We start from the raw sequence: 23,387 nt of genomic DNA on the forward strand, positions 1-23,387 counted from the left end.
GGCTATGAGGAAAGATTCCACATCCAGCTGATCTTTGTCTTTTTTAGTACTATACTATTTTTAACTAATTGTTATGTTCACTTACCCGGTTACTTTTCTTTTGTGTCTGCAAAAGGATCTTTCGGTTAACTTCATCAGATAATTTCAAAAAAGCATCCCTATCTCCATCTTCTAGTGCTTGATCGATTTGAGCATAAAGCATTTTTAGTTTTGCCTCTTCTTCTTTTTCTTGAAAATATCGTTCAATTAATTCAGTATCTTCTTCACTGACTGAAGAATCCCAAGAAGAAAATGGATTGTCTTCTAAGATAGATAGATATTCTCTTGTCTGCCAAGCATTTTCGAATATACATTCCACATATAAAGGCTTTTTCCAATTCAAACGGATTTCATGAAAAATCTGGTCTGTGTCCGTAAATTCTTTTCCCTGCAAAAACAATTTCATGGGTTCCCCTTCAACAGATAGATCACTGATCTGCAGTCCTCGATCCGCAAAATTCGCCCCTTCAACAAAGTGGACATTGCTTAAAATCGCTTCATGATTGGCAAGATAATTCAAGATCCAAAAAACTTCTCTTCGGCTAAAAGATACATGATTGACCATCCACGTTAAAAAATTCTTCTTTTCCCGTACATCAATTAGCATTTTTCTCACCTCTCTGTTAGGTCATCTAATAATGACAGTGCCTCCATATCTCCTGGTTCAAGTGTTAAATAATAAGTCAATAATTCTTGCGCTCTTTTCAGCTGCCCTTCTTCTCTTAAGAAAAAGGCATACTCTTTCAAGAAATCTGGTTCATGTGATAGTTCATGATAAGCCTGTTCATAGTGTACAGCTGCAACGGTAAAGTCTTCTAATTCATTATAAGCATGGGCTAGGTTCCATTCTGCATAAGGATTAGCAGTTTCTTCCATCTGATTGATCACTTGTATCACATCTTCATATCTTTCATCATCCAAGTAAAGATTGCTTAAAGTAAGTAATGTTTCATCTTGTTTGTCTCCTACTTCTAAAGCTTTCAGTAAAAGTTCTTCTGCTCGCTGTCTATCATGCAGACGGAAAGCATTTTCCGAGGCCAGGTGATAAAGTTCGACTTGGTAAGGATTTTCTTTGATTCCTTCTTCTAACACTGTTTGTGCTTCTTCAATCATTTCTTCTTCTTGAAGAGCTTGTCCTAGATATAGATATAACGATTGATAATGCGGATTAACTTCTCGAAGTTCTTCCAGATAGTTGATTGCCTGCTGATTTTCTTTCAATTGAAGATTCGTAAAAGCTAGCTGGAACAGTCGATCATCTGTCCTTTCTTCTTTCAGTGCTTCTTCTAAAGGTGCGATAGCTGCTTCGAATTCTCCTTGCATACTTAAGGATTGTCCTAAACGTTCCTGCATCGAGATTCCTGAAATTTCATTTATCCCGCTTGCCAACAATGTTTCATAAACCACTGCTGCCTCTTTGAAACGATCAACTGAAAAATACAATTCAGCTAGCGCAAACTGGATCAATGGTTCATCAGGAAGCAACCCAGCTGCTTCTTTCAATTTTGCTTCACTCACTTCAGGGATTCCGATAACTTGGTACAAATCAGCTATCGCCAATAAGCTTTGCGGATAGTAATCACTTTGCTTATCCACTTTTTCCAGGTATTCAAAAGCTAAGTCGATCTCATTATCTTCGATTGCAATTTCTGCTAACGGGATGTTCAGTCCGTCATTTTCTGGGTATTGGTTGATCAGTTGTTCAAAAATCTGTTTTGCTTCGATCAAAAAGCCAATAGCCAGCAATTCTTCGCCTAGTTCAGCTAATATATCTGCTGGGTCTTCTTTTAATGCTTTTTCTAAAAAGATTTGTGCTTGTGACAAGTCTTCATCTGATAAAGCTTGCAACATTTTTTCGCTATTTGTATTCATTTCAATTCCCTCTTATCTCACTGACGATTTGTTGAAATACCGTCATTGTTCTCAATAATTCTTTTTCGTTTGGACGTTGGTATCCGTCTATTATACCTATTTTTTCTAAAACAAGTATTTTTTTGCTTTTTTCTGCCAAAAAAAGAACTTTTTCCAAATACTCCATCTTTGAAATCTGTTCCAGCCAGTGGATTGGATAGCCAAGCAAGTCCAGCCACACAAAAAAGTTTTTTAGTTGGAAATCAAAAGGATATGCTTGGAGATTCCACACGAAATGAAACATCATTCCTAAAAGTTTTTTCATACTAGCAGAAAGTAGATGGCCATTTTCGGTCAGATAAAAAGCTTGTTCAAACAGTTTACCATAATTTGACAGGTTTTCTGCCTCTAATTGATAAAAATAGATCATTTCTTCGATCATCCCGGCAAACGGCCGAGTCGTTAATTGCTTTTTATTTGGATAGTTTTTATACAGATTTTGCAAAAAACGATGATCACAAATCATTCCGCAACAGATAAAAGTCAAAAAGTCAATCTGCTTTCCGTCCACTTGCCGCTCGCTGATCGTTTGATCATAAACGATGCGTTCTGGCAGATTGATGGTTTGCAGCACTACACGATTTGGTAGCTGCAAAATCGTCCGCTGCGGTGTTAATGCTCGGCTTAGAGAACGGATCGATACAGGGATCATCCATAGTGATGAATCAAGGGTTGTATGTTTTTGAAAAAAACCTGCCAGATCCATGATCCCTTCATTTCCAAATCCGATGATAAACATGGATTGATTTTCGGGATAGCGTTTGACGAAATCAAGCAGGTTCTTTAATTCTGTTAAATGATTGCATTGAGTGTTGGCACAAATATACCAGTCATTGTTTGCTTGATTTGCAAATAACGGGTTGATCTTATCTGCAAACAAATCATAATAGCGCTGATTCGTTAAAAATAAGATTGGCTGATCAATGGAAAGTTCTCTTAGCTGGCTGACTAGCGTTTCTCCGTAAAACACTTTCGTCAACGCATCTTCTACTTGATAATCAAGTTCCATACGCATCCCTCCTCTTCTTATTTTTATTTTACCATTAGTAAGCAAATTCTAGAAAAGATAAGAGCAAAGCTCACCTCATAACTTGGAAATAAATAAAAATTAAATAAAATACATGTGTTTTCTATGTATGACATACGGATTCGGAATCTCTGTCTCTTATTTATTCCTTTACTGCTAGGAAATAAAAAGAAAAGCACTTGTAGCCCTAGAGCCACAAGCGCTTTTTCAACTGTCTTATTTAACAGCGTCTTTTAATGCTTTACCTGGTTTGAATGCAGGTACTTTGCTAGCTGGAATTTCGATTTCTTCACCAGTTTGTGGGTTGCGACCTTTGCGAGCTGCGCGTTCGCGAACTTCAAAGTTACCAAAACCGATTAATTGAACTTTTTCGCCGTTAGCTAAAGCATCTTGAATAGTTGAAAATACAGCATCTACTGCTGCAGTTGCATCTTTTTTAGTTAAATCAGTAGCTGAAGCAACTTTTTCGATTAATTCTGCTTTGTTTGCCATGGATAGATTCACCTCCTCCACAAGAGATATGATAGAAATATCATTTAGTTAAAACTTTCTGAGTGGTCCAGAAGTTTAAAAAGAAATATTGATTAACTTCAATATTCTGTTATCACGATATCATATGAACCGCTTAATAGCAAGGTTTTTACCAATTTTCACATGCTTTTTTTAGTCATAGAAACGTAACAAACGAAACTGTCTTTTTCTTTTGAAAAAAAAACGTCGATATGGTAAAATGCCTATTTTCTCCTACGAGGGATAATTCGGATGGACGTCCCTTCAAAAGTAAATGCTTTTCTGATTTGATTTTCTAAGAAACGTTCATAAGAAAAATGCATCAATTCCTCTTCATTGACAAAAACGACAAATGTAGGTGGTTTGACAGCGACTTGTGTAGCATAAAAAATCTTCAGGCGTTTTCCTTTATCTGTTGGTGTTGGATTGATTGCTACAGCATCCATAATGATATCATTCAACACAGCCGAAGAGATACGAAGATTCTGGTTCATACTTACTTGTTCGATCATTTCAGGCAGACGTTCCAACCGTTGTTTAGTCACTGCAGAAACAAAAACGATTGGAGCGTAATCAAGATACCGGAATTCATCACGAATCTCTTGTTCGAAATCACGCATTGTATTGGTTTCTTTCTTTACAAGATCCCATTTATTCACGACGATAATAATTCCACGACCAGCTTCATGGGCGTAACCCGCTACTCGCTTGTCTTGTTCCCGAATCCCTTCTTCAGCATTCAGTACCATCAAAACGATATCAGAACGGTCAATGGCACGCATTGCACGCATCACGCTGTATTTTTCAGTATTTTCGTATACTTTTCCGCGTTTACGCATACCAGCTGTATCGATCATTAAGAATTTCTGACCACTTTCAGAAACGAAGTGGGTGTCGATTGCGTCTCGGGTCGTTCCTTCAATATCCGAAACAATTACACGTTCTTCTCCTAAAATCGCATTGATCAAAGAGGATTTACCAACATTTGGGCGACCAATCAAACTAAACTTAATCGTGTCGTCGTCCTCTTCTTCAGTCTCTTCAGAGAAATACTTCACTGCTTCATCTAAAATATCACCAATCCCTAGTCCATGGCTTCCTGAAACAGGATAAGGATCGCCTAGCCCTAAGGAATAAAATTCATAGATATCGTTTCTCATTTCTGGATTATCTACTTTATTGACTGCTAAAATCACTGGTTTATTACTTCTGTATAAAATTTTCGCAACCATCTCATCTGCGTCTGTCACGCCTTCGCGTCCGCTGACTACACAAATGATTACATCTGCTTCTTCAATCGCGATTTCTGCTTGATGCTTGATCTGATCCATAAAGGGTTCATCGCCAAGATCAATTCCGCCTGTGTCGATCACGCTGAATTCTCGACCTAACCATTCACCTTTTGCATAAATACGATCACGAGTTACTCCAGGAGTATCTTCGACAATCGAGATACGCTCACCAGCGATGCGGTTAAAAATCGTAGACTTACCGACGTTCGGGCGGCCAACGATTGCAATTGTTGGATTTGCCATATTATTTCCTCCTCACAAGTTTCCAATCTCACTTAGTTTAACGAATGCATTGCCAACTTTCAAGCATAGATTGTCAATTAAACGAAGTATTTTTATTCCTTATTGAAATACTAATCGCTTTTCAAAAGAAAAACTGAGACAAAAGCAGCTGCTTTCATCTCAGTCACAGATACAAAATCAATTATTTTTCAGAATCATCGGTTGCTTTTTCTTCTACTTCTTCTTTCAACGCATCACCTAAAATGTCTCCCATAGTAAATCCAGTATTTTCTTCTGGTAATTCATAAGACTCAACATTTTTTGGTTCTTCTTCTGAAGCTGGTTTTTCTTCTAAAGCTTTGATACTCAATGCAATACGATGTTCTTCTGGATGGATCTCTAATACTTTCACTTTCACTTCGTCACCTTCATGAAGCACTTCATGTGGTGTCGCAATATGTTTATGTGAAATTTGAGAGATATGGACTAGCCCTTCTACTCCAGGGAACACTTCAACAAAGGCACCGAAGCTTGTCAAACGTTTAACTGTTCCGTCTAATACTGTGCCAACTGGAGCTTTTGTATCGATTTCTGACCAAGGTCCAGGCTGTGTGTCTTTGATTGACAAGGAAACACGTTCTTGTTCAGGATTGATAGACAACACTTTGACATTTACATCATCATTGACAGCCAATACATCACTTGGTTTTGCTACATGACTATGTGAAATCTCTGAGACATGGACTAGACCGTCAATTCCGCCTAGGTCGACAAATGCGCCAAAATCAGTAAGACGTGCAACACGTCCACTGAGAACATCTCCCTCATGAATCGTTGAAAGAATTTCTTTTTTCTTTTCTTCTCTTTCGTTTTCCACTACCGCTTTATGCGATAAGATCAAACGATTTTCTGATGGTTCGATTTCGATGATTTTAAAGCTCAATGTTTTGCCTTTATAGTCTGAAAAGTCTGCAACAAAATGATCTTCCACCATGGATGCAGGGACAAAACCACGTACACCGACGTCAACGACTAAACCGCCTTTGACAACATTTGTAACAGGTGCTTCGATCACCTTGCCCTCTTGGAAATCTCTTTCGATATCTTCCCAAACTTTTTTAGCATCTAAACGGCGTTTTGAAAGTAGGTAGCTGCCGTTTTCTTTATCTTTGCCGATCGTACTGATAACGACTAAGTCTAATACATCACCGACTTTTACTACTTCGCTGATATCTTCTACCGGCAAAGTTGATAATTCTTTTGCCGGAACGACTCCTTCAACTCCAGCCCCTTCGATTCCGACAATCACTTGTTTGTCTTCAATGACTAAAACTTCGCCCTTAACAACATCGCCAACTTTTACTTCTTGTACGCTTTTCATTGCGTCTTCCATTGACTGGTTGTTCTCTTGATTTTGATCAAATTCTGTCATAACACTTGTCCTCCTAACCAACATTCTGCCGTAAGTACGGTACTGTTTTTAGTTTAATTGATTATTCAAAAAAAATAAAGCGATTTCGTTCGTTTTCCTTGAAAAAACAATTGTTTTTCATTTTTTTTCTTAATTTAAAAAAGAAGATAACCTTTTTTCAAAACAACAGCTTTTATTGCTGCAACGACTTCTGGAATCGATTTGCCAGTCGTATCGATACGAACAGCATCCTCTGCTTGCTTCAGCGGAGAGACGTCCCTTGTTGAATCATAATGGTCTCTTTCCTGTATCTCTTTCGTCAGTGTTTCAAGATCAGTCGGAATTCCTTTTTCTTGGTTCTCTTTGAAACGTCTTTCTGCACGCTCACTTACGCTTGCTACTAAAAAGATTTTCACTTCTGCATTCGGTAATACAGCTGTCCCGATGTCTCTTCCGTCCATGACAACGCCACCGCGTTCCCCTATTTTTCGTTGGATAGCAACTAATTCTTCTCTGACTTTTCCATGTGCAGAGACTTCAGAAACAGCTTTTGTGACATCTGGTTGACGGATTTCTAAAGTCACATCTTTTGATGCTATGAATACATGCTGTCCATCTTCTTGTTGCGAAAAAGAGATAGGATACTTTTTGATCAGCGAAACTAGCCCTTCTTCATCTGAAAAAGATACATTGTTCGTAATAGCTAAATAAGTTACTGCGCGATACATGGCACCGGTATCTGTATAAATATAATTCAATTCTTTTGCTAATATCTTGGCAACGGTACTTTTCCCAGATGAAGCAGGCCCGTCGATTGCAATACTGATTTGTGTCATGATATAACTCCTTTTTCTCAAAAAAAAAGCCGCAAAGCGCGGCTATTATTATTTAATTCTTAATTCTTGACCAGGGTAAAGCATAAAGTTGTTTGGATCTAAGCCATTCAATTCAAACAATTGATCAGTGGTGATCCCTGCACGCTCAGCCACTTGTTTTGGACCTTCGCCTGCTTGAACAGTCGTTGTTGAACCGGCTGCAGCTGATGAAGAAGGTGTTGTTTCTGCTGCATTGCTGCTTGAATCCCCTGCTTGATAAGTTGCCTCACTTGAGGAAGTCGGTGTTGTCTCTGCTGCAATACTGCTTTCTGACGTTACACCTGTATCTTGAGACACAGTAGATTCTTCCGCGATTGTACTAGATTCTACTGTTGAAGTCTCAGTTGACTCCTCTTTTGTTGTACTTGTAGAACTTTCTACTACTGATGTCGAAGTTTCAGAAGAAGTTGCTGCTGTTGCATTGTTGCTTGATCCATTTCTGATCCAGAAATAAGCACCTGCTGGAATAGCGATACATAAGACCAGTAAAATCAAAAATAGCGAAAGAAATAATGTATTTCCTTTCTTTTGTTGTCTCTGAGAACTTCTTGATGAAACTTCATCATCTGTATCGTAGATTGGTTGTTCCCATGGTTCTTGTGTTTCGTTATTTTCTGTAGATTGATGTCTATCTTTTCTGCTCACTGTTTTACCTCCTAAACTCTATCGTGTGTATTATACCATAGGAAAAAGTGTCTTGTCCTAAAAAATCAATGTTCCATGTTTTTTTTAAATAAATTTAGTAAAATCGTTTCCCAATGAAGTTGTTCAGTCTTAGAAAAAAGCTTCCTCTTTGGCAGAAGTTCTGCTTTTGCTCCATCAATATCACAACAATTCTGCGGCTTTTCGGAGAGTTTTTCGCCAAAATAAGCTAAGATGAATTTTCTGCGGCAGTTTTCTTCATTAATATAGCGAAGCATCTGCTGCAGGCGGAATTCTTTTTCTTTTTCCTGACGTTTGAGCCGTTCCACCCAATTTTCTGGTTTTTCAGACTGCTGGATCAGCTCCATCCATTTTTTTTGCAGCTCATCAAAGGGAGCTTGCTCTGTGGCATATTCCAAATAAAGCTCAAAACTTTGTCGCTGTTCTCTAGAAAGTTGATTAAAGAAATAATGGATACGTTCATCCCCACTTTGATAAAAAAGAATTGCTGCACTTTCTTCCTGATCTCTGCCTGCTCGACCGATTTCTTGTACATAGTTTTCTAGACTGTCTGGCAAATCATAATGGACCACATAACGGATATCAGATTTATCGATCCCCATACCAAATGCATTCGTAGCAATGAGAAACTGCAGCTGATTTTTTACAAACTGCTGTTGAAGTTGTCTTCTTTGAGCTGCATCAAGACCACCGTGATAGTATCCAACTGTAAAACGTTCCCTGAATAAATGATACAATCGTTCGACTTCTTTTTTTGTTGCACAATAAATGATTGCCGCTCCTTGTGCTCTTTCCATGAAGTGTTCAAGTTCTTGTTCTTTTTGCTGCGTTTTCCGAACAAAAAGCGAGATATTTTGCCGATTGACTGATTGTCTGATCTCTTTTGGTGGTCGATCAAATAGTACATGACGTATATCTCTTGCTACTAAATCTGTTGCTGTCGCCGTTAGTGCCAGTGTGACCGGGTTTCCTAAAAGCTTTCGGATTTTTCCTAACTGTTGATATTCTGGACGGAAATCAACTCCCCATTGAGACACGCAATGAGCCTCATCTACTACATATAACGCAATATTTTGTTTTTTCAGATGCTCTAAAAGAGAAGGATTAGTCAACATTTCGGGACTCAAAAACAAAAATTTATATTGCGATAGATGACGGAGGACGTATCTTCTTTCAGATTGCGAAAGTAAACTATTGAAAGCAGCTACTCGTTTCTCCCCTCGTTTTTGTAATTGCGTCACTTGATCTTCCATTAGAGAAAGCAGCGGTGACACGATGATGACCAGACCTTCCATTAAATACCCCGTCAATTGATAGCAAAGGCTTTTTCCCGTTCCTGTAGGCAAAATAGCGAGAGTATCTTCTCCATCAAGCAACGCCTGAATGATTTCTTCTTGGCCGGGACGAAATGAATCAAATCCAAAATATTTTTTTAATTCATTTATTAACATTCTGTATCGCTTCCTTTCTCAATAGATAGATTTGATACAAACGAAATTCTCCATAATCTAATTGTCCATCTACATTCCATTCGCTAAAGCGCCACTCTCGCACGGAATCCTTATTTGGTTCCAAACGTTCGATTGTTTCTGCAGAGAGAATCCGCTCGTATGGAAAATCATCAAAAAACAAGGCCCACTCAATAAGATGATCTGTTACTGTTCCTCTTTTTAAATGACGGATTGCCATGATCTGGTCAATTGTCTGACCATTCATAAACATCTGCTTGGTGATCATCATGCTTTGATTGAAATTTTGCTGTAATAATGAATCGATCAAAGCGTGCCAAAGCGAATCTGGCCGTTTTTCGATTTGTGCTAACAAAAGGTGGATACATCTGCTTTGTTGCAGATAAACCGCTGACTCATCATTGTTTTTTGCCAGCTGATAAGGAAGCAGCCCTGTTCGCTCATTTCCAGATAATTGGTTAGCTAAAAAATCTGCTTCTTCTTCTGGTATCTCCGAAAACAGCTGCACCAAACTCTCATACGCAGCATCAATCAAAATTTCACGTGGCAATTGGCTTTCACTAAGCCATTTTTTTAGTTGGAAAGTATAAAAAGGACTTGTCTCTGCTGGAAGATAGTCTTGAATACCCGTTGCCAGATTAGAAATTACTTGAACAGCAAATTTAATGAGCCGCCAACTAGTTTCCCCTGTTCTGCCATAGCGGTCAAAACGCAAACCAGTATGTTCTATTTGATGTTCGGACAACATATCAGCCCCTGCAGGCGTTAGCTTTGCTTCATTTTCATTTATTTCGATCCAACCTTGCTGCGCAATTTTTTGCAAAATTTGATAAAACTTATCCTGCTTCAATTCTGGAAAACTGTTATGGATAAACAAAAGTTCGTGAGTAAATCCATAAATAAGTACTGAAGTCGTTCGTTTTCCCACAAGGAGTTGGTAAAGAGAACTAATCCGCAGCTTGTGTCCTGATGAAAATAGCGATAAAATAAAAACAATCATATTATTCTCCTTAAGTTAGGATGGTTAGAAATGTCACTACTATGTAAACTTGTACCTGAACGCTGTATTGCATGCGGTCTTTGTCAAATCGAAGCGCCAGATATTTTCGATTATGATGAAGAAGGAATCGTTTTATTTGCCCAAGAACCAGAGGCTCATCAACAGTTCGTGATGCCGGAAGAAGAAACATATGTAAAAAAAGCGTATCAAAAATGTCCAGTTCGAGCGATTTTATTAGAAAATAAAATATAAATATAAACGAAACTTTAAAAACGTACACTAAGTTCTCTAAACTTGAAAATAAGCCGGGATCTGTTTCTCTTGTTCCGTGAAATCCCGACTTATTTTGAAAGATTCATTTGCTATCTATAGTTAATTGACTAGTTTTTTCACGGACCCTATAGGACCCATTTATATTATTTCAACTTTTTCAGCCAGTTTTCCAATGTATTGACGATCACAGTTTGCTGGTCTGCGTTAGAAATTTCTGCCTCTCCATCTCCTTTTTGCTCACCATAGCTGCCAAAACCTCCATGATTTCCGCCATTGATTGATACATACTCTGTTCTTTCCGGTAAATACTGCTTAGCTTCTTGATAAGCTTCCTGATTCAATACTTTATCTTTTGTCGCCGTGATCGATAAAACAGGGACAGCTGATTCTGTCAATGTTCCTTTTTTGTCGGGATAACTTGCCATGAAGAATACCCCTTTTAAATGTTTGTCTGAATGATTCTTATTGACATAACGACTTGCCATTACGCCACCTAATGAATGGCCACCGATCACATAATCGGAATTTGGAAAATCTTCTTTGACCTTATCCGCTTTGTTTCCGCCCATCACTGCTAGATCAAGTGGCATTTTGACAATAGCGACTGAAAAGCCGTTTTTTGCTAAATCTTGCGCCCAAATACTATAACTTTCTGGCTCTACGAGAGCACCAGGATAAAAAATAAGTAATGGAGACTTTCCATGATTCTTTTTCTCTCCTTCAAAAAATAAGTAATCTTCTTTGTTTTTTCCTTCTTTTACCAACACTTGCGCTTCTGACGATGGTTCGTACGTATTTTGCTGTATATAGTAATAACCGGCTCCACCGAGTAATCCTAAAATGATGACTAAGCCAATTAGTATTCGTCTAAATATTTTCACTTTCTCCCACCTTTTCTATCTGAGTGACCCCTTTTTCTTAATCAAGTATGATTATACCTTAAAAAAAATAAGAGAGAAATGCAAACTTTCCAGCATCAAATAAAAAAAGACGGAATATCCATTTGAATATCCGCCCTTTTTGTATGTTTATTTTTATTTAGCACATAAACGATACACAGCTTCTGCATAAATTTCCATTGCTTTATACATACTACTTAATTCCCATCGTTCATTCGCCTGGTGCATAAAGTCAGGAGTATCAGGGAACATCGCACCGAATGCCACACACTGGTTCATCGTACGAGCAAAAGTAGCGCCGCCTGATACAAACGGTTCAGTCATGTCTCCAGTAATATCGCGATATGTCCCCAATAGATTTTTCACTAACTCACTGTCTAGTGGCACGTATAATGAATCAAGGAAGTCAAATTCTTCATAAGTCAACCCATATTTTTCTGCTGTTTTAGTTAATTTAGCTACTAAATCATCTTTCTTGAATGTAACAGGGATTCTCATATCTACACCGATTTTTGTTTGTTCTGGTGTGATTTCCAAACTTGCAAAGTTCATCGTTAGCTCGCCGGATTGTTCATCTTCTGTTTTGCCCACGACAGCTTCACCAGTTGCATTTTCTTGAACTAATTTTCCTAAGAAATTGATTGGGCCAAAATCGAATACTTCTGAAAGAGCAATTGCCAGACGAGAAATAGCATTCACTCCTTGCGCTGCATCTTTCGCGTGGATACTTTTACCAAGAACGACGATGCCTTCACCTTGTTCTTCGAAATCGAATTCGTGTTTTTTCAATGCTTCTTTTACTTCAGAAAGCTTTTCTCCAGAGTAAGGAGCTGCATCAGGAACAACATTCAACGCTCCTCCAGCTTTTACAGAAAACTCGTTCGTTCCTGGTCCTGTCAAGTAAGCTTGCAATAAGCCTTTTTCTGCATAAATTAAAGGAAATTCAGCATCTGGCGCAAATCCTTGCGTAATTCCTTCTTCTTTTTCGTTATATTTTTCTAAACAACGCCATAAATTTTCTTCATCTGTACCAAAGATAAAACGAATACGTGTCTTGAATTCCACGCCAGCATCAATCAAAGCTTTGACGGCATACATTGCCGCAATAGAAGGACCTTTGTCATCTTGGGATCCGCGACCAACTAACCAGCCGTCTTTTATAGTTGGATCGAATGGTTTTGTTTCCCAATTATTTTCGTCCCCTGCTGGAACAACGTCCATATGACACAAGATACCGAATAATTCATCTCCAGAGCCAATCTCTGAATAACCGTAATAGCCTTCTGGATCTTTAAATGTTCTAAATCCTAGCTTTTCACTGATTTCCAATACTTTATCCAAAGCTTCAATCACTTTTTTACCGAAGGGATGTCCTTGTCCTGAATCTGCTTCATCTAGTACGGAAGGAATTCGGATCAATTCGCTCAATGATTCTAATGCTTGTTCATGATGTTGTTCTGTCACAAATTTTTTCATGATATTATCCTCCTAATATGTTAAAAAGGGTCATGTCAAATTCCTCCGACACAACCTCTTCTTCTCAAATAATGACGTTTTAAGCCTGCTCCATCAGCAAGCAGAATGTTCTTAACAAATGATGAAAGAAAAAACACTCACTGAATGGAGCTATTGACTTGTCCACGTGCTTATCGATAGCCGTTTATCGGTTTCTTCATTCTTATGATAGACCTTGTACCTGTATTTGTCTAGGTTTAGAACATTGCTGCTACACCTAGGATCACACAGATGGCTACAAATAATATCGCAATTAATTTACCGGTAAATTTCCACCACACTGAAACATCGAAACGAGCAATTGCTACAGCACCCATTACGATAGCAGATGTTGGTGTAATTAAGTTTACTAAACCAGATGCAGATTGATAAGCAGTGATTACTAAATCCTTACCGACGCCGGCAAATTCACCCATAGGTCCCATGATTCCCATTGTTGCAGCAGCTAAGCCGGAAGTTGAAGGAATCAAGAATGACATAGGGATATAGAAAATAAATGTAATAATGATGAATACACTTGAAGATAATGAACTTAATCCTTGTTCGCCCCAATGTAAGATGGTGTCTGTGATTAATCCATTGTTCATAACCACTTGGATACCACGAGCAACAGCTACTACGATTGCTACACCGATCAAATCAGAAGCACCAGCTAAAAATTCAGAGACAAATTCAGACTCTTTCATGCCATAAGTGATTGCTACTACGATGGACATTACTAAGAATAACATAGTAATTTCTGGGAAGTACCAGTCACCTAATGGAAGCATGCTTTTACCTAGAACCGTACCTAGTACCGGAAGGTTTGTTAACCAGTTTGTCAATGATTCAAAAATCGTGAAATTCGCATTCAAGGTTGTCCAAGGAATCAAACTGATGATCATGATACCAAAAGTAATAAAGAACAATACATTAACATGTTTTTGTTTTTTCGTGATTACTTCTTGACGACCGATTGCTTCAATATCGAAATGCTTCATATCTTCTTTACGTTGGTTGTATACTAATGATTTTGTTGGATCTTTTTCGATCTTTGATGCATAACGATACACATATACAATAGAAATAGCTAACAAAATAACGAACATCAAGAATCGAAGACCAATACCTTCACCCATCGAAATCCCAACAGCTTGTGAAGCTACGCCTGTTGCAAAAGGATTTACCGTTGAAGCTAGACAGCCTACTTGAGACCCTACTAATACGATTGCTACTGCTACTACTGTATCAAAGCCTACAGCCATCATAACTGGGATCAGTAAAGCATAGAATGGAATCGTTTCTTCTGCCATTCCGTAAGTAGAGCCGCCTAATGCAAATAACAGCATCAATACTGGAATAAGCATTTTTTCTTTTCCTTTGAATTTCTTCACAACTGAAGCAATCCCGGCATCTAGTGCCCCTGTTTTGTTGATAATACCTAAAAATCCACCAACAACCAAAATGAAGAAAGAGATTGGGATTGCAGCAGGTGTTTCTTTAGTTAGCTCCCCCGCTGGTACACCTAACATCCCATTGATTGGCGCCATGAAAATATCCCACAGCCCTTGAGGATTTTGTTGTACTCGTTCATATGATCCAGCGACGATGTTGCCTGCATCGTCTACACTATAGTGCCCAGCTGGTATAAACCAAGTAAGTACAGCGATTACTGCAATAATAATAAATAAGACCGTATACGCTGAAGGCATTTGAAATTTTTTCTTTTTTGTTTGTTCCATCTTCTTCTTCCTTTCTTTTCCGTTAGAGACAACAATTTTGGCTCTAATGTTATTTTATCAAAAAGAGTATCAGAACAAAAATAATAACACGCATTTTGTAAAACTTTTGTTCAAAAAGTTCGTTTTTCCCTATTCCCTCCTCTTTTTTCAGGTTTTTAAAGCTTTCTTCTTTTTCATTGTAGCGTTTCCTTTTTTTTATAAACAAACATTTTCGTCTTTTAAAAGGAGAAGAATTTCACATTTGTAAAGAATTGATTGATTTTTATGCATAAATCAAAAAAATACTCAAAACAAACAAATAAAACGTTTACATTATTGCATGTCTTGTATTTTTTTCCAAAAAAAAAGACCAAGAAATTTCTTGATCTTTTTGATATTTATTTGACTGCTGTATGACGTTGTTCGAACTGATGTTGTTTTCGACTTAACCATGGAAGAAGTTGCGCATGCAGCACTAAAAAGACAGCGCTCACGATGAATCCTTTGATCAAGTTGAAAGGAACGATCCCAATCAGTACATAGTTTGCTAAAGACATGCCCAGCATCTGTGTTGCGTTCAGCCCTAAAAACATTAAGTAAAGAGGCGTAATAACGAAATAATTTGCGATACTCATAAAAATAGTTAGAGCGATGGTTCCTGTAATGACACCTAAAAATTTGTTTCTTCCTTTATGCTGTTTCTTTACACTAAAGAAATAATAAATCGGGAATGTAAAGATCGTTGTTGATAAGAAACTAGCAGTGTCTCCTACCAAATTATCCGGAGAAAAACCTGTAGTCAGCAGATGTAATACTGAACGCAAGAACGCTGTTGCAACTCCGGCCGCTGGACCGAATAAGAACATGCTGATCAATACCGGGATATCACTAAAATCGATCTTCAAAAAACTAAAAGCCGGCATGATCGGAAAAGCAAAATACTGTAAAACTAACGCGATCGCAGCAAACATCGCTACTGCAACCATTTTCTGTACACGGGTGTTCTTCATTTGAAATCCTCCTGTTAGGACTCCTCTTCAGCGAACTTTTTGACGTTTCTCTCCAAATGAAAAAACTCTATTTTCCAGGGAAAATAGAGTTAGAGTTATTTGATCAAGCGTCGTCAAATAAGCTCTATCTTCTTTATCCAGACTATACTGTCGGTATCGGAATTTCACCGATTCAGCTATTTTTTGCAAAATAGGTCGTGGACTATAACCACCGGTCGGGAATTTCACCCTGCCCCTGAAGACGAACCTTATATAATTTTTGTTTACATATTCATTATACATATCTATTCAAAAAACGCAACATCTAACACTTATAAAAAGTAAGTGTTCATTTTGAGTGGTTCAGCAAACTGCTGACTTCTTTTTTGTTCAGTTCACGGTAATCCCCAGGACGTAGGCCTTGTAAAGTCAGATCTCCGTATTTTTCACGTTTTAGTTTTTGCACAGGAAGACCAACTGCTTGAAGCATATTTTTCACTTGATGATTACGTCCTTCGTGGATCGTCAATTCCACGATACTGTGGTTTGTCTTAGGATCCACTGATAAAATTTGGAATTTAGCTGGAGATGTTTTTCGTCCTTCGATCTTTATTCCTTTTGTCAAAGGTGCAAGCATCGATTTTGTAGCGATCCCTTTTACCTTTGCAACGTAAACTTTATCCACTTCATGTTTTGGATGTGTCAGGCGCTGAGCAAAATCTCCATCATTTGTCAGTAGCAAGATCCCCGAAGTATCGTAATCCAGTCGACCTACAGGATAGATACGTTCTTTTACCATCGGCAAAAGATCCGTAACAACTTTTCTTCCTTTGTCATCTGCAACAGCAGAAATAACTCCTTTAGGTTTGTACAATAAATAATAACCGTATTCTTCTTGATAAATTGGGACTTCATCCACTTCCACAGTGTCATGTTTCCCAACTTTTATCCCTAATTCCCTTACAACTTGTCCGTTTACTTTTACACGTCCTGCAAGGATGAATTCTTCTGCTTTTCGACGAGAAGTGATGCCAGCGTGGGCAATTACTTTCTGCAATCTTTCCATTACAATTATTCTCCTTTATTCATTCCATCAAAGAATAGATCTGGTGACACGTCTTCTTCAAGTGAAATTTCCATTTCTTGTGTATCAGGCAGTTCTTCTAATGATTTCAAACCAAAATAATCTAAGAAGTAGCCAGTTGTTCCATATAATATCGGCCGACCTGGCCCTTCTACTCTACCTTTTTCTTCAATCAGTTTATGGGCAGCTAGACGCTGTACCGCTCCTGAAACCTGAACTCCTCGAATCTGCTCGATTTCAGCTCTTGTGATTGGCTGTTTATAAGCGATGATTGCTAAGGTTTCGACAGCGGCTTGAGATAATGTGTTTGATGTCCCTTGCGCATATCGCTTAAGTAAGGGAGCCAGCTCTTTTTTAGTCGTTAATACATAATGGCTTTCCGTTTCAAAAATATGCAAAGCTGAGTGCGAGTTTTGAGTGTAAGATTCTTTTAATTCTTTCACTAAACTTGTGACTTCTGCTTCGCTGAGATTTAACAGTCCGCTTAATTCTTCATTACTGATCCCTTCCTCGCCAACAATAAAAAGAAGGGCTTCAAGTTCACTTAATTTCGTCATGTTCGGTATCTCCTACTGCTGGATAAAGCATAATTGATTCATAGTTTTCTTTTTGTTGCGCAATGATCTGCCCTTTTTTCATCAATTCTAGCAAAGCCATAAAAGTAGTGACAACTTCACTTTTAGAAGGTGACTCAAAAAAAGAATCGAAAGTACAGCCATGCGCATTTCTTTTTATACGCTCTTCGATAAATACCATTCGTTCTTCGATCGTTGTGTCATCGGGCGTGATCGTTTTTTCCACTTTTTGAGAAAATTTCTTACGTTCTAAGATTTTCTGCATGGCACGGATCAAATCGATTTTTTTGACTTGTCCTCGCTTCAACGGCTTTTCAGCATCCGCTAACCCATCGATGTTCATAGGTTCTTTTGTGTAATAAAGACTTCGTTCCTCTGCTTTTTCTGTCAGTCTTTCAGCTGCATATTTATATTTACGGTATTCTAAAAGCTGAGTGACCAATTCTTCTCGAGGATCTTCTTCCCATAATTCTTCATCATCTGTGACGAATTCTTGGACAGGAAGCAATGTCTTGCTTTTGATTGCCATCAATGTAGCAGCCATCACTAAGTATTCTCCTGCAACAGCTAGCTCTAGTGTTTTCATTGTATGGATATAATTCATATATTGCTCCGTGATCGTAGCGATCGGTATATCATATATATCGATTTCCATTTGCTGAATCAGATGAAGCAGCAGATCGAGAGGACCTTCGAATACATCTAATTTAATATTGATCTCCGTCAACTCATTCACTCTTTCTTCTTTTTCTTTGCTAGCCATTTTCCAATGTAAGGCTCTGTGATTTCAGTTGCACGGATGGAGACATCCGGGTACTTTTCCTGTAATTCATCTAACATTTGAAAGCCCATATTCTCACCGCGATAAGACGGATTCAAAGAAATGTCATGGATGATCAGCTGATCGTTCGTTGCCCAGTAAACACCAATAATCCCTTGAATGTTGGTTGAACCTTCTGGCGTAAAGAAAAAAAGTTCATAATCGTCTTCAGATTCGTACGTATCAATCTCCTTCAACAAAGAAGTTTTACCTGTCAGTTTCTTATGGAAACTCAATAGTCCCATAGCAATTTTACGGTTTTCTTTCCGGTAATGTGTTAACATCTTCTCACCTTCCTATGACTAAGCCCTTGGAAAATGCTGCTTATAAACATCCGTCATTCTTTTCTTCGTGATATGTGTATAAATCTGAGTCGTAGAGATATCCGCGTGACCTAACAATTCCTGTACTGTCCGCAAATCAGCTCCATTTTCTAGCAGATGTGTGGCAAAGCTATGCCGCAGCGTATGTGGTGTTACTTCTTTGTAAATCCCAGCCTCTCGTACTAGCTGCTTCAGATTTTTCCAGATTCCTTGCCGAGAAAGACCTTTCCCATGATTATTGACAAATACATGCATTTCAGATGCGTCCTTTACAAGTAATGGACGTGCTTCGTCTAAGTAGCGTTCCAGCCATTGGATCGCATAATCACCTAAAGGAATGATCCGCTCTTTATCTCCTTTTCCAACTGTCTGTACCAGTCCAAGAGAAAGATGAAGATCTCCCAATTTCAATCCAATCAATTCACTGACGCGCATCCCTGTAGCATACATGACTTCCAAGATTGCACGATCTCTTATCCCTAACGTTTTTGTCGTATCAGGTGCTTCAATCAGCTTTTCTACTTCTGTCAGAGTCAATGTACTTGGTAATTTCTGTGCTTTCTTCGGCGTATCGATATGTTGCATCGGATCATGATCAGTGATACGCTCTTGCCGTAAAAACTGATGGAATCTTCTGAGACTTGAGATCATCCGAGTAACAGTTGCTGTCGCTTTTTTTTCTTCATGCAACTTCTCCAGAAAACGGATGACTAAAAAGCGATCGACATCCTGCCATGAAGCAATTTTCTGCTCCTGTAGAAAATGCAAGTACTGTTCCAAATCACGTTCATAGCTTTGTCGTGTATTGGCGGACAATCCCCGTTCAATATTCAAGTAGTGGAGATAATCGTTGATTTGCTCTTTCATAATAATCCCCCTCATGCCTCTCTATCATATCAGATACCGCTTCATTCTGATAGTCTTTTTCCATAATCTGAGCAAAGAAAAAGCCGTCTAGACACTCAGACGGACTGGTTTCTTTTTTCTTTTTCATAGCATTCCTGACAGATTCCATGGAACGTCAGCCGATGATCTTTTACTAAAAAATGATAACGTTCTTCAACTACTTGCTCCACTTCAAGTAAAAGATCCTCTTCTACTTCCTCGATCGTGCCGCAGTTCAAGCATAGTAAATGATGATGGAAATGTTTGGCGCCTTCTTTTCTCAAATCATAACGGGCTAATCCATCATTAAAACTTACTTTATCGACAATTTTCAATTCTGTCAAGATTTCAAGGGTTCGATAAACAGTAGCAAGTCCAATTTCCGGACTCTTTTTTTTCACTAAAAAGAAGATTTCTTCTGCAGATAAATGCTCTTTCTCATTTTCCAAAAGCACAAGCAGAGTAGCTTCTCTTTGCGGTGTCAGCTTAAACCCCGCTTCATGTAGCTGCTGTTTTGTTTTTTTCATCGCCGAAATAGCATTCATGACCATTTACTCAACCCCAACAATTTATAATAATTACAAATAAAAAAAGATATAACACTATGTTAATTAAAATTATTATAAGCTAGTTAAGAAAAACATGCAAGGGATTCTCAATTAGATTTTTTGACTAGTTTTGTCACACCGTTTTCTTGTGTAATCAATCCTTGTTTCAAAAGATTACCTAATGCGCGCTTAAATGCTCCTTTGCTGATACCAAAAGCTTTCATGATTTCTTCTGGATCCGATTTATCTGTAAAGTTGATTTGCTGATCTGCAGAACGTTCTAAAATGGTTAAAATCATTTGTGCATCATCTGATATAGCTTCATATGCTCTTGGCTTCAATGAAAGATTCAGTACACCGTCTGGTCGGACACCAATCACTCGACCTTTTATCTGCTCGCCTAGACGAGGTTCATTATATCGTTCAGAAGGATGGATAAACCCAAGATAGAAATCTTCCGTTAAAACGTACGTACCTGTTAATTTCAAGCGGTATGCTGTTCCTATCACATCTTTGTTTTTCATTTCTTCTGTTCCATATTTGCTTAAAGATTTGAATATTTTTTCATCTGCTAAACTGCCCCAAATACGGTCTTTTGCATCAACTCTAAGGGAAATCATCAAGCGATCCCCTTTTTTAGGCCATAGCTCTGTCATTGTCGGCAATTCATCAAGAGATACGACAAAGTCTTTATCTGGAAGACCGATATCGACAAACGCACCTAAATCTTTTCGTGTAGCAGTAACGATTCCAAAAGCGTAATGACCGATACGGCTTTTAGGAATTTGTGTAGTGATCCGATTTTCATGTTTTTGATTTTGGTAACCGAATCCTTCAACTGCTTCACCGATTTTGTGTTCACCTTCTGATTTGCTTAAGCCAAAGGTTTGTCCGTTTTTTTGGACAAAGTAGTTTTTTTCATTTTCATCAATAATAATACCTGTAAATATAGTTGCTAATAAATCGTTCATTTTTTTCTCCCTCTATAGTGAAAGGTTTTCTTAATACATTTCTTTGCTATCATAACATAATGTTATCTACTTGAATAGCTGAGCCTTTGTTTGGAAAGGTGAAAAAAGGAGTATGACAACAGTTGTGTCATACTCCCCTTTTTCGAATAAACGGTGTTAAACGGCAGGCTCACAGCCTCTTTCATTTGCCTAAAATTAATTGCTCCCATTTCCTCCGAACCATCCAGTTTTACAGTTGATGGTTACGATGTAAAATGGCAAAGCACTTTCTCCAATGCCTTTCATCAATGCAGATTTTGTTGAAGTGGCATATAGATTGTAATAGCCTTCCCCATTTTCGATTCTGGCTTTTTCTAATCTGTATCCTCCTTCAACGATATATCCACGTTGGATACATGTAGCAATCACTTTGCTTTGGACACCTGGTGCCCACGTCCATGCTGGATTAGATGCATCGGCAATATCACTTGCTCTGGCAGATTTGATTGGCTGATTCGCTGAGTTTGAAGAGGAAGGGGTCGAGGATGCCGCTTCTTGCTGTGCTGCTTGTGCGACCGCAGCTTGTTGAGCGGCTTGAGCTGCAGCTGCTGCTTGAGCGGCTTGTTTTGCTTGTTCTTCAGCTGCTTTTTTCGCTTCTTCTGCTTTTTTCTTTTCCTCTTCTTCTTTTTTCTCTTTATCAGTGAGCATCTTATCTACTTGTTTCAATTGTTCATTCAACTGAGCAGATAGATCTGTATTTTTCACTTTTTCTACTGCTTCTTTTGCCGTCTTGTATTGGTCGCGTGTTGCTGAATCCACTACTTTTCCGTCTTTAAAGACTATAGCTGTTTTTTCTTTAGCTGTTTGCAATTCAGCATATTGATTTTTAGCTTCTGTTTGTGCTTGTTGAATCAATTTTCCAAAATCTGTGTTATCCGTTTCGATTGCTTGGATCTCTTTATCTGCTTTCAACTTGATGTCATCTGCTAGATGATCATCGACGATGGCAGGTGCTATGAACCACTCATTCACTTTTTGGATATCTCGGATCTTAGATTGGATATCTTGGTAAGTTGTTTCTAACTCTGAATATCCTTTTTCATTCTTAAGACTGGATAAATCATTTTTTAGTTTTGATAAATCTTGATGAATCATATCTGCACGAATAAATTGATGGTGATCATCTGTATAAAAGGCAGCAAGTTTCTCATGAAGTTCTTCCATTTGTTGCTGTCTTTTTGCTTCTGCTGCTACTTCGGCTTCTACTTTTTGATGATGGTCATAATAAGCCCAGCCTCCCCCACCTAGTAGAAGAACTGCTGCTAAAGCGAGATACGGCACTTTTTTTGATTTTTTCTTTTGTGTCTTATCTAAATCTTTTTTTTCTGGGTTTGATTCTTGAGGCGTTTTTTCAGTATTTGGCACGATTGTTATTGGTTCTGTTTCTGCTTCAATCAGCTCAGGCTGGTTCTCTTCTTTTTCTATTTTAGCTTCAAGAGCAGTGCTATCTTCACTTGCAGATTGAGTTTCAGCATCGGATTCACTATTTATTTCATCGGGCTCTGTTGACTTTTTGTCTGTGTTTTCGAGTATTTCTTTTTTCTCTGCTTCCGGCAACCCATTCGATTTCTCGTCTTCTGATTGTTTTTCAGACAATGTTTCAGTTTTTTCCGGGATATCCGTTTTTAGATCATTCGTTTTCAATGATTCTTTACCTGCAGCGTTTACTCCACTAATGTCTTTTTCAGTGTCTTTTTCAGCTTCATGTTCTGGTTCTACTTTGTTTTCCTGTGCAATTTTTTCACTGATCATTTTGAGCAGCTCTTCCGCATGCTCTTCCTTTGTATCTTCACGATGTGCTTTGATATAGGCGGATAGTATCGAATTTTCTTCCTCATTATCGACGATTTCTTTCAGTTCAGCTACTCTTCTTTTTTGTTTTGATTCAAGGGTTTCTTCTTGATTCTTTCCTGATTCTTCCGAAGTCTCATGAACAGTTGCTTTCTTCTGTTCATTTTTCTCTATATTAGTTACTTGATCGTGAGCAGGTGGTTCTTCGTCTTCTGGTTCTGCTTTTTCGAATAATTCCATTACAGATTCTAGAGGTAAATCTTTCAATTCCGACCATTCGATTGGATCGTTTAATTCTGTATCAGGAAAGACTGCATCTTCAGTTGATTTATCCTGCATAGTTTCATCTGCATTTATTTCTTCGATTGTTTCTTTTATTTGCTGATCTTCTGCAGTTAGTTGATGACCGCAGTCTGGACAGATAGTATTCTGCTCCATTTTTTTCGATCCGCAATTTGGACATTTTTTCATCACTTAGCGATCGGCTCCTTTACTAGGTTTACGCTACCATTTAATCTATCATATTCTATACGTCACGCCAATAGCTTATTTTTAG

Annotated in this window: 23 protein-coding genes and 1 riboswitch; of the genes, 1 reads left to right on the forward strand and 22 read right to left on the reverse strand. The window is 38.2% G+C overall.

Annotated elements, in window-relative coordinates; translation table 11 throughout:
• Positions 1-64: 64 nt before the first annotated feature.
• From IGL31_RS07950 to IGL31_RS07995, 10 genes are all read right to left on the reverse strand, one after another.
• Positions 65-646 carry a ReoY family proteolytic degradation factor gene (locus IGL31_RS07950; RefSeq protein WP_002289878.1) on the reverse strand — a complete coding sequence of 194 codons (582 nt, stop codon included), beginning with the start codon at positions 644-646 and terminating at the stop codon, positions 65-67.
• Between the two features lie 5 nt (positions 647-651).
• On the reverse strand, positions 652-1,911 hold the full coding sequence (locus tag IGL31_RS07955; RefSeq protein WP_002298134.1) for a tetratricopeptide repeat protein: 1,260 nt from the start codon (positions 1,909-1,911) through the stop codon (positions 652-654).
• A 1-nt stretch (position 1,912) separates the two neighbouring features.
• The gene (locus IGL31_RS07960; protein ID WP_086300135.1) at positions 1,913-2,959 is read right to left on the reverse strand and encodes a hypothetical protein; all 1,047 of its coding nucleotides are present in this window, start codon (positions 2,957-2,959) and stop codon (positions 1,913-1,915) included.
• A gap of 234 nt (positions 2,960-3,193) precedes the next feature.
• A complete protein-coding gene (locus tag IGL31_RS07965) occupies positions 3,194-3,469 on the reverse strand; it encodes an HU family DNA-binding protein (RefSeq protein ID WP_002290178.1) in 276 nt (91 codons plus the stop codon).
• Between the two features lie 242 nt (positions 3,470-3,711).
• Positions 3,712-5,022: a ribosome biogenesis GTPase Der gene (der, locus tag IGL31_RS07970; protein ID WP_002296982.1), complete on the reverse strand. Its 1,311-nt coding sequence runs from the start codon at positions 5,020-5,022 to the stop codon at positions 3,712-3,714.
• A 181-nt stretch (positions 5,023-5,203) separates the two neighbouring features.
• Positions 5,204-6,433, reverse strand: coding sequence for a 30S ribosomal protein S1 (rpsA, locus tag IGL31_RS07975; RefSeq protein WP_002294406.1), 1,230 nt, complete (start codon positions 6,431-6,433; stop codon positions 5,204-5,206).
• A gap of 134 nt (positions 6,434-6,567) precedes the next feature.
• Positions 6,568-7,248: a (d)CMP kinase gene (gene cmk / locus IGL31_RS07980; RefSeq protein WP_002294405.1), complete on the reverse strand. Its 681-nt coding sequence runs from the start codon at positions 7,246-7,248 to the stop codon at positions 6,568-6,570.
• Positions 7,249-7,296: 48 nt separating this feature from the next.
• A complete protein-coding gene (locus IGL31_RS07985; RefSeq protein ID WP_002294404.1) occupies positions 7,297-7,932 on the reverse strand; it encodes an SAG1386/EF1546 family surface-associated protein in 636 nt (211 codons plus the stop codon).
• 65 nt (positions 7,933-7,997) lie between these two features.
• Entirely contained in the window at positions 7,998-9,401 is a 1,404-nt protein-coding gene (locus tag IGL31_RS07990; RefSeq protein WP_002311164.1) for a RecQ family ATP-dependent DNA helicase, read from the reverse strand.
• Positions 9,388-10,419 (reverse strand): helix-turn-helix domain-containing protein, encoded by a 1,032-nt coding sequence (locus IGL31_RS07995; RefSeq protein WP_081156395.1) that lies wholly within the window; start codon positions 10,417-10,419, stop codon positions 9,388-9,390. The genes IGL31_RS07990 and IGL31_RS07995 overlap by 14 nt, the downstream gene beginning before the upstream one ends.
• 30 nt (positions 10,420-10,449) lie before the next feature.
• Between IGL31_RS07995 and IGL31_RS08000 the strand changes: the two genes are divergently transcribed.
• Entirely contained in the window at positions 10,450-10,671 is a 222-nt protein-coding gene (locus tag IGL31_RS08000; protein ID WP_002294401.1) for a ferredoxin, read from the forward strand.
• A 164-nt stretch (positions 10,672-10,835) separates the two neighbouring features.
• Here IGL31_RS08000 and IGL31_RS08005 read toward each other — a convergent pair whose 3' ends face one another.
• From IGL31_RS08005 to IGL31_RS08060, 12 genes are all read right to left on the reverse strand, one after another.
• The gene (locus IGL31_RS08005) at positions 10,836-11,573 is read right to left on the reverse strand and encodes a thioesterase (protein ID WP_002294400.1); all 738 of its coding nucleotides are present in this window, start codon (positions 11,571-11,573) and stop codon (positions 10,836-10,838) included.
• Positions 11,574-11,726: 153 nt separating this feature from the next.
• Entirely contained in the window at positions 11,727-13,067 is a 1,341-nt protein-coding gene (locus IGL31_RS08010; RefSeq protein WP_002294399.1) for a M20 family metallopeptidase, read from the reverse strand.
• A gap of 236 nt (positions 13,068-13,303) precedes the next feature.
• Positions 13,304-14,827, reverse strand: a complete 1,524-nt coding sequence (locus IGL31_RS08015) for a YfcC family protein (protein ID WP_002290168.1) — start codon at positions 14,825-14,827, stop codon at positions 13,304-13,306.
• 377 nt (positions 14,828-15,204) lie between these two features.
• Complete coding sequence (locus IGL31_RS08020) at positions 15,205-15,816, reverse strand: ECF transporter S component (protein WP_002294393.1); 612 nt, start codon at positions 15,814-15,816, stop codon at positions 15,205-15,207.
• Between the two features lie 122 nt (positions 15,817-15,938).
• Positions 15,939-16,063, reverse strand: a riboswitch (FMN riboswitch).
• 81 nt (positions 16,064-16,144) lie between these two features.
• Positions 16,145-16,861, reverse strand: coding sequence for a pseudouridine synthase (locus IGL31_RS08025; RefSeq protein ID WP_002294391.1), 717 nt, complete (start codon positions 16,859-16,861; stop codon positions 16,145-16,147).
• A gap of 5 nt (positions 16,862-16,866) precedes the next feature.
• A complete protein-coding gene (gene scpB, locus IGL31_RS08030) occupies positions 16,867-17,436 on the reverse strand; it encodes an SMC-Scp complex subunit ScpB (protein WP_002296975.1) in 570 nt (189 codons plus the stop codon).
• A complete protein-coding gene (locus IGL31_RS08035) occupies positions 17,420-18,190 on the reverse strand; it encodes a segregation/condensation protein A (protein WP_002298145.1) in 771 nt (256 codons plus the stop codon). The genes scpB and IGL31_RS08035 overlap by 17 nt, the downstream gene beginning before the upstream one ends.
• On the reverse strand, positions 18,187-18,558 hold the full coding sequence (locus tag IGL31_RS08040; RefSeq protein WP_002298147.1) for a GNAT family N-acetyltransferase: 372 nt from the start codon (positions 18,556-18,558) through the stop codon (positions 18,187-18,189). The genes IGL31_RS08035 and IGL31_RS08040 overlap by 4 nt, the downstream gene beginning before the upstream one ends.
• A gap of 18 nt (positions 18,559-18,576) precedes the next feature.
• On the reverse strand, positions 18,577-19,464 hold the full coding sequence (gene xerD, locus IGL31_RS08045; RefSeq protein ID WP_002294386.1) for a site-specific tyrosine recombinase XerD: 888 nt from the start codon (positions 19,462-19,464) through the stop codon (positions 18,577-18,579).
• A 95-nt stretch (positions 19,465-19,559) separates the two neighbouring features.
• Positions 19,560-20,033 carry a Fur family transcriptional regulator gene (locus IGL31_RS08050; protein ID WP_002294385.1) on the reverse strand — a complete coding sequence of 158 codons (474 nt, stop codon included), beginning with the start codon at positions 20,031-20,033 and terminating at the stop codon, positions 19,560-19,562.
• Between the two features lie 104 nt (positions 20,034-20,137).
• A complete protein-coding gene (locus tag IGL31_RS08055; protein WP_002290060.1) occupies positions 20,138-21,001 on the reverse strand; it encodes a virulence factor B family protein in 864 nt (287 codons plus the stop codon).
• A 195-nt stretch (positions 21,002-21,196) separates the two neighbouring features.
• The gene (locus IGL31_RS08060; protein ID WP_086300167.1) at positions 21,197-23,302 is read right to left on the reverse strand and encodes a cell division site-positioning protein MapZ family protein; all 2,106 of its coding nucleotides are present in this window, start codon (positions 23,300-23,302) and stop codon (positions 21,197-21,199) included.
• Between the last annotated feature and the right edge of the window lie 85 nt (positions 23,303-23,387).

The sequence above is a fragment of the Enterococcus sp. MSG3290 genome (assembly GCF_050555565.1).
Lineage (GTDB): Bacteria > Bacillota > Bacilli > Lactobacillales > Enterococcaceae > Enterococcus_B > Enterococcus_B faecium.

Bases quoted from the DNA above. Each gene is read 5' to 3' on its own strand.
- IGL31_RS07955 (WP_002298134.1), bottom strand. From the start codon at position 1,911: ATGAATACAAATAGCGAAAAAATGTTGCAAGCTTTATCAGATGAAGAC.
- IGL31_RS08040 (WP_002298147.1), bottom strand. From the start codon at position 18,558: ATGTTAACACATTACCGGAAAGAAAACCGTAAAATTGCTATGGGACTA.
- IGL31_RS08000 (WP_002294401.1), top strand. From the start codon at position 10,450: ATGTCACTACTATGTAAACTTGTACCTGAACGCTGTATTGCATGCGGT.
- IGL31_RS08010 (WP_002294399.1), bottom strand. From the start codon at position 13,067: ATGAAAAAATTTGTGACAGAACAACATCATGAACAAGCATTAGAATCA.
- IGL31_RS07950 (WP_002289878.1), bottom strand. From the start codon at position 646: ATGCTAATTGATGTACGGGAAAAGAAGAATTTTTTAACGTGGATGGTC.
- rpsA (WP_002294406.1), bottom strand. From the start codon at position 6,433: ATGACAGAATTTGATCAAAATCAAGAGAACAACCAGTCAATGGAAGAC.
- IGL31_RS08060 (WP_086300167.1), bottom strand. From the start codon at position 23,302: ATGAAAAAATGTCCAAATTGCGGATCGAAAAAAATGGAGCAGAATACT.
- xerD (WP_002294386.1), bottom strand. From the start codon at position 19,464: ATGAAAGAGCAAATCAACGATTATCTCCACTACTTGAATATTGAACGG.
- scpB (WP_002296975.1), bottom strand. From the start codon at position 17,436: ATGACGAAATTAAGTGAACTTGAAGCCCTTCTTTTTATTGTTGGCGAG.
- IGL31_RS08050 (WP_002294385.1), bottom strand. From the start codon at position 20,033: ATGGTCATGAATGCTATTTCGGCGATGAAAAAAACAAAACAGCAGCTA.
- IGL31_RS08020 (WP_002294393.1), bottom strand. From the start codon at position 15,816: ATGAAGAACACCCGTGTACAGAAAATGGTTGCAGTAGCGATGTTTGCT.
- IGL31_RS08025 (WP_002294391.1), bottom strand. From the start codon at position 16,861: ATGGAAAGATTGCAGAAAGTAATTGCCCACGCTGGCATCACTTCTCGT.
- cmk (WP_002294405.1), bottom strand. From the start codon at position 7,248: ATGACACAAATCAGTATTGCAATCGACGGGCCTGCTTCATCTGGGAAA.
- IGL31_RS07965 (WP_002290178.1), bottom strand. From the start codon at position 3,469: ATGGCAAACAAAGCAGAATTAATCGAAAAAGTTGCTTCAGCTACTGAT.
- IGL31_RS08055 (WP_002290060.1), bottom strand. From the start codon at position 21,001: ATGAACGATTTATTAGCAACTATATTTACAGGTATTATTATTGATGAA.
- IGL31_RS07995 (WP_081156395.1), bottom strand. From the start codon at position 10,419: ATGATTGTTTTTATTTTATCGCTATTTTCATCAGGACACAAGCTGCGG.
- IGL31_RS08015 (WP_002290168.1), bottom strand. From the start codon at position 14,827: ATGGAACAAACAAAAAAGAAAAAATTTCAAATGCCTTCAGCGTATACG.
- IGL31_RS07960 (WP_086300135.1), bottom strand. From the start codon at position 2,959: ATGGAACTTGATTATCAAGTAGAAGATGCGTTGACGAAAGTGTTTTAC.
- der (WP_002296982.1), bottom strand. From the start codon at position 5,022: ATGGCAAATCCAACAATTGCAATCGTTGGCCGCCCGAACGTCGGTAAG.
- IGL31_RS07990 (WP_002311164.1), bottom strand. From the start codon at position 9,401: ATGTTAATAAATGAATTAAAAAAATATTTTGGATTTGATTCATTTCGT.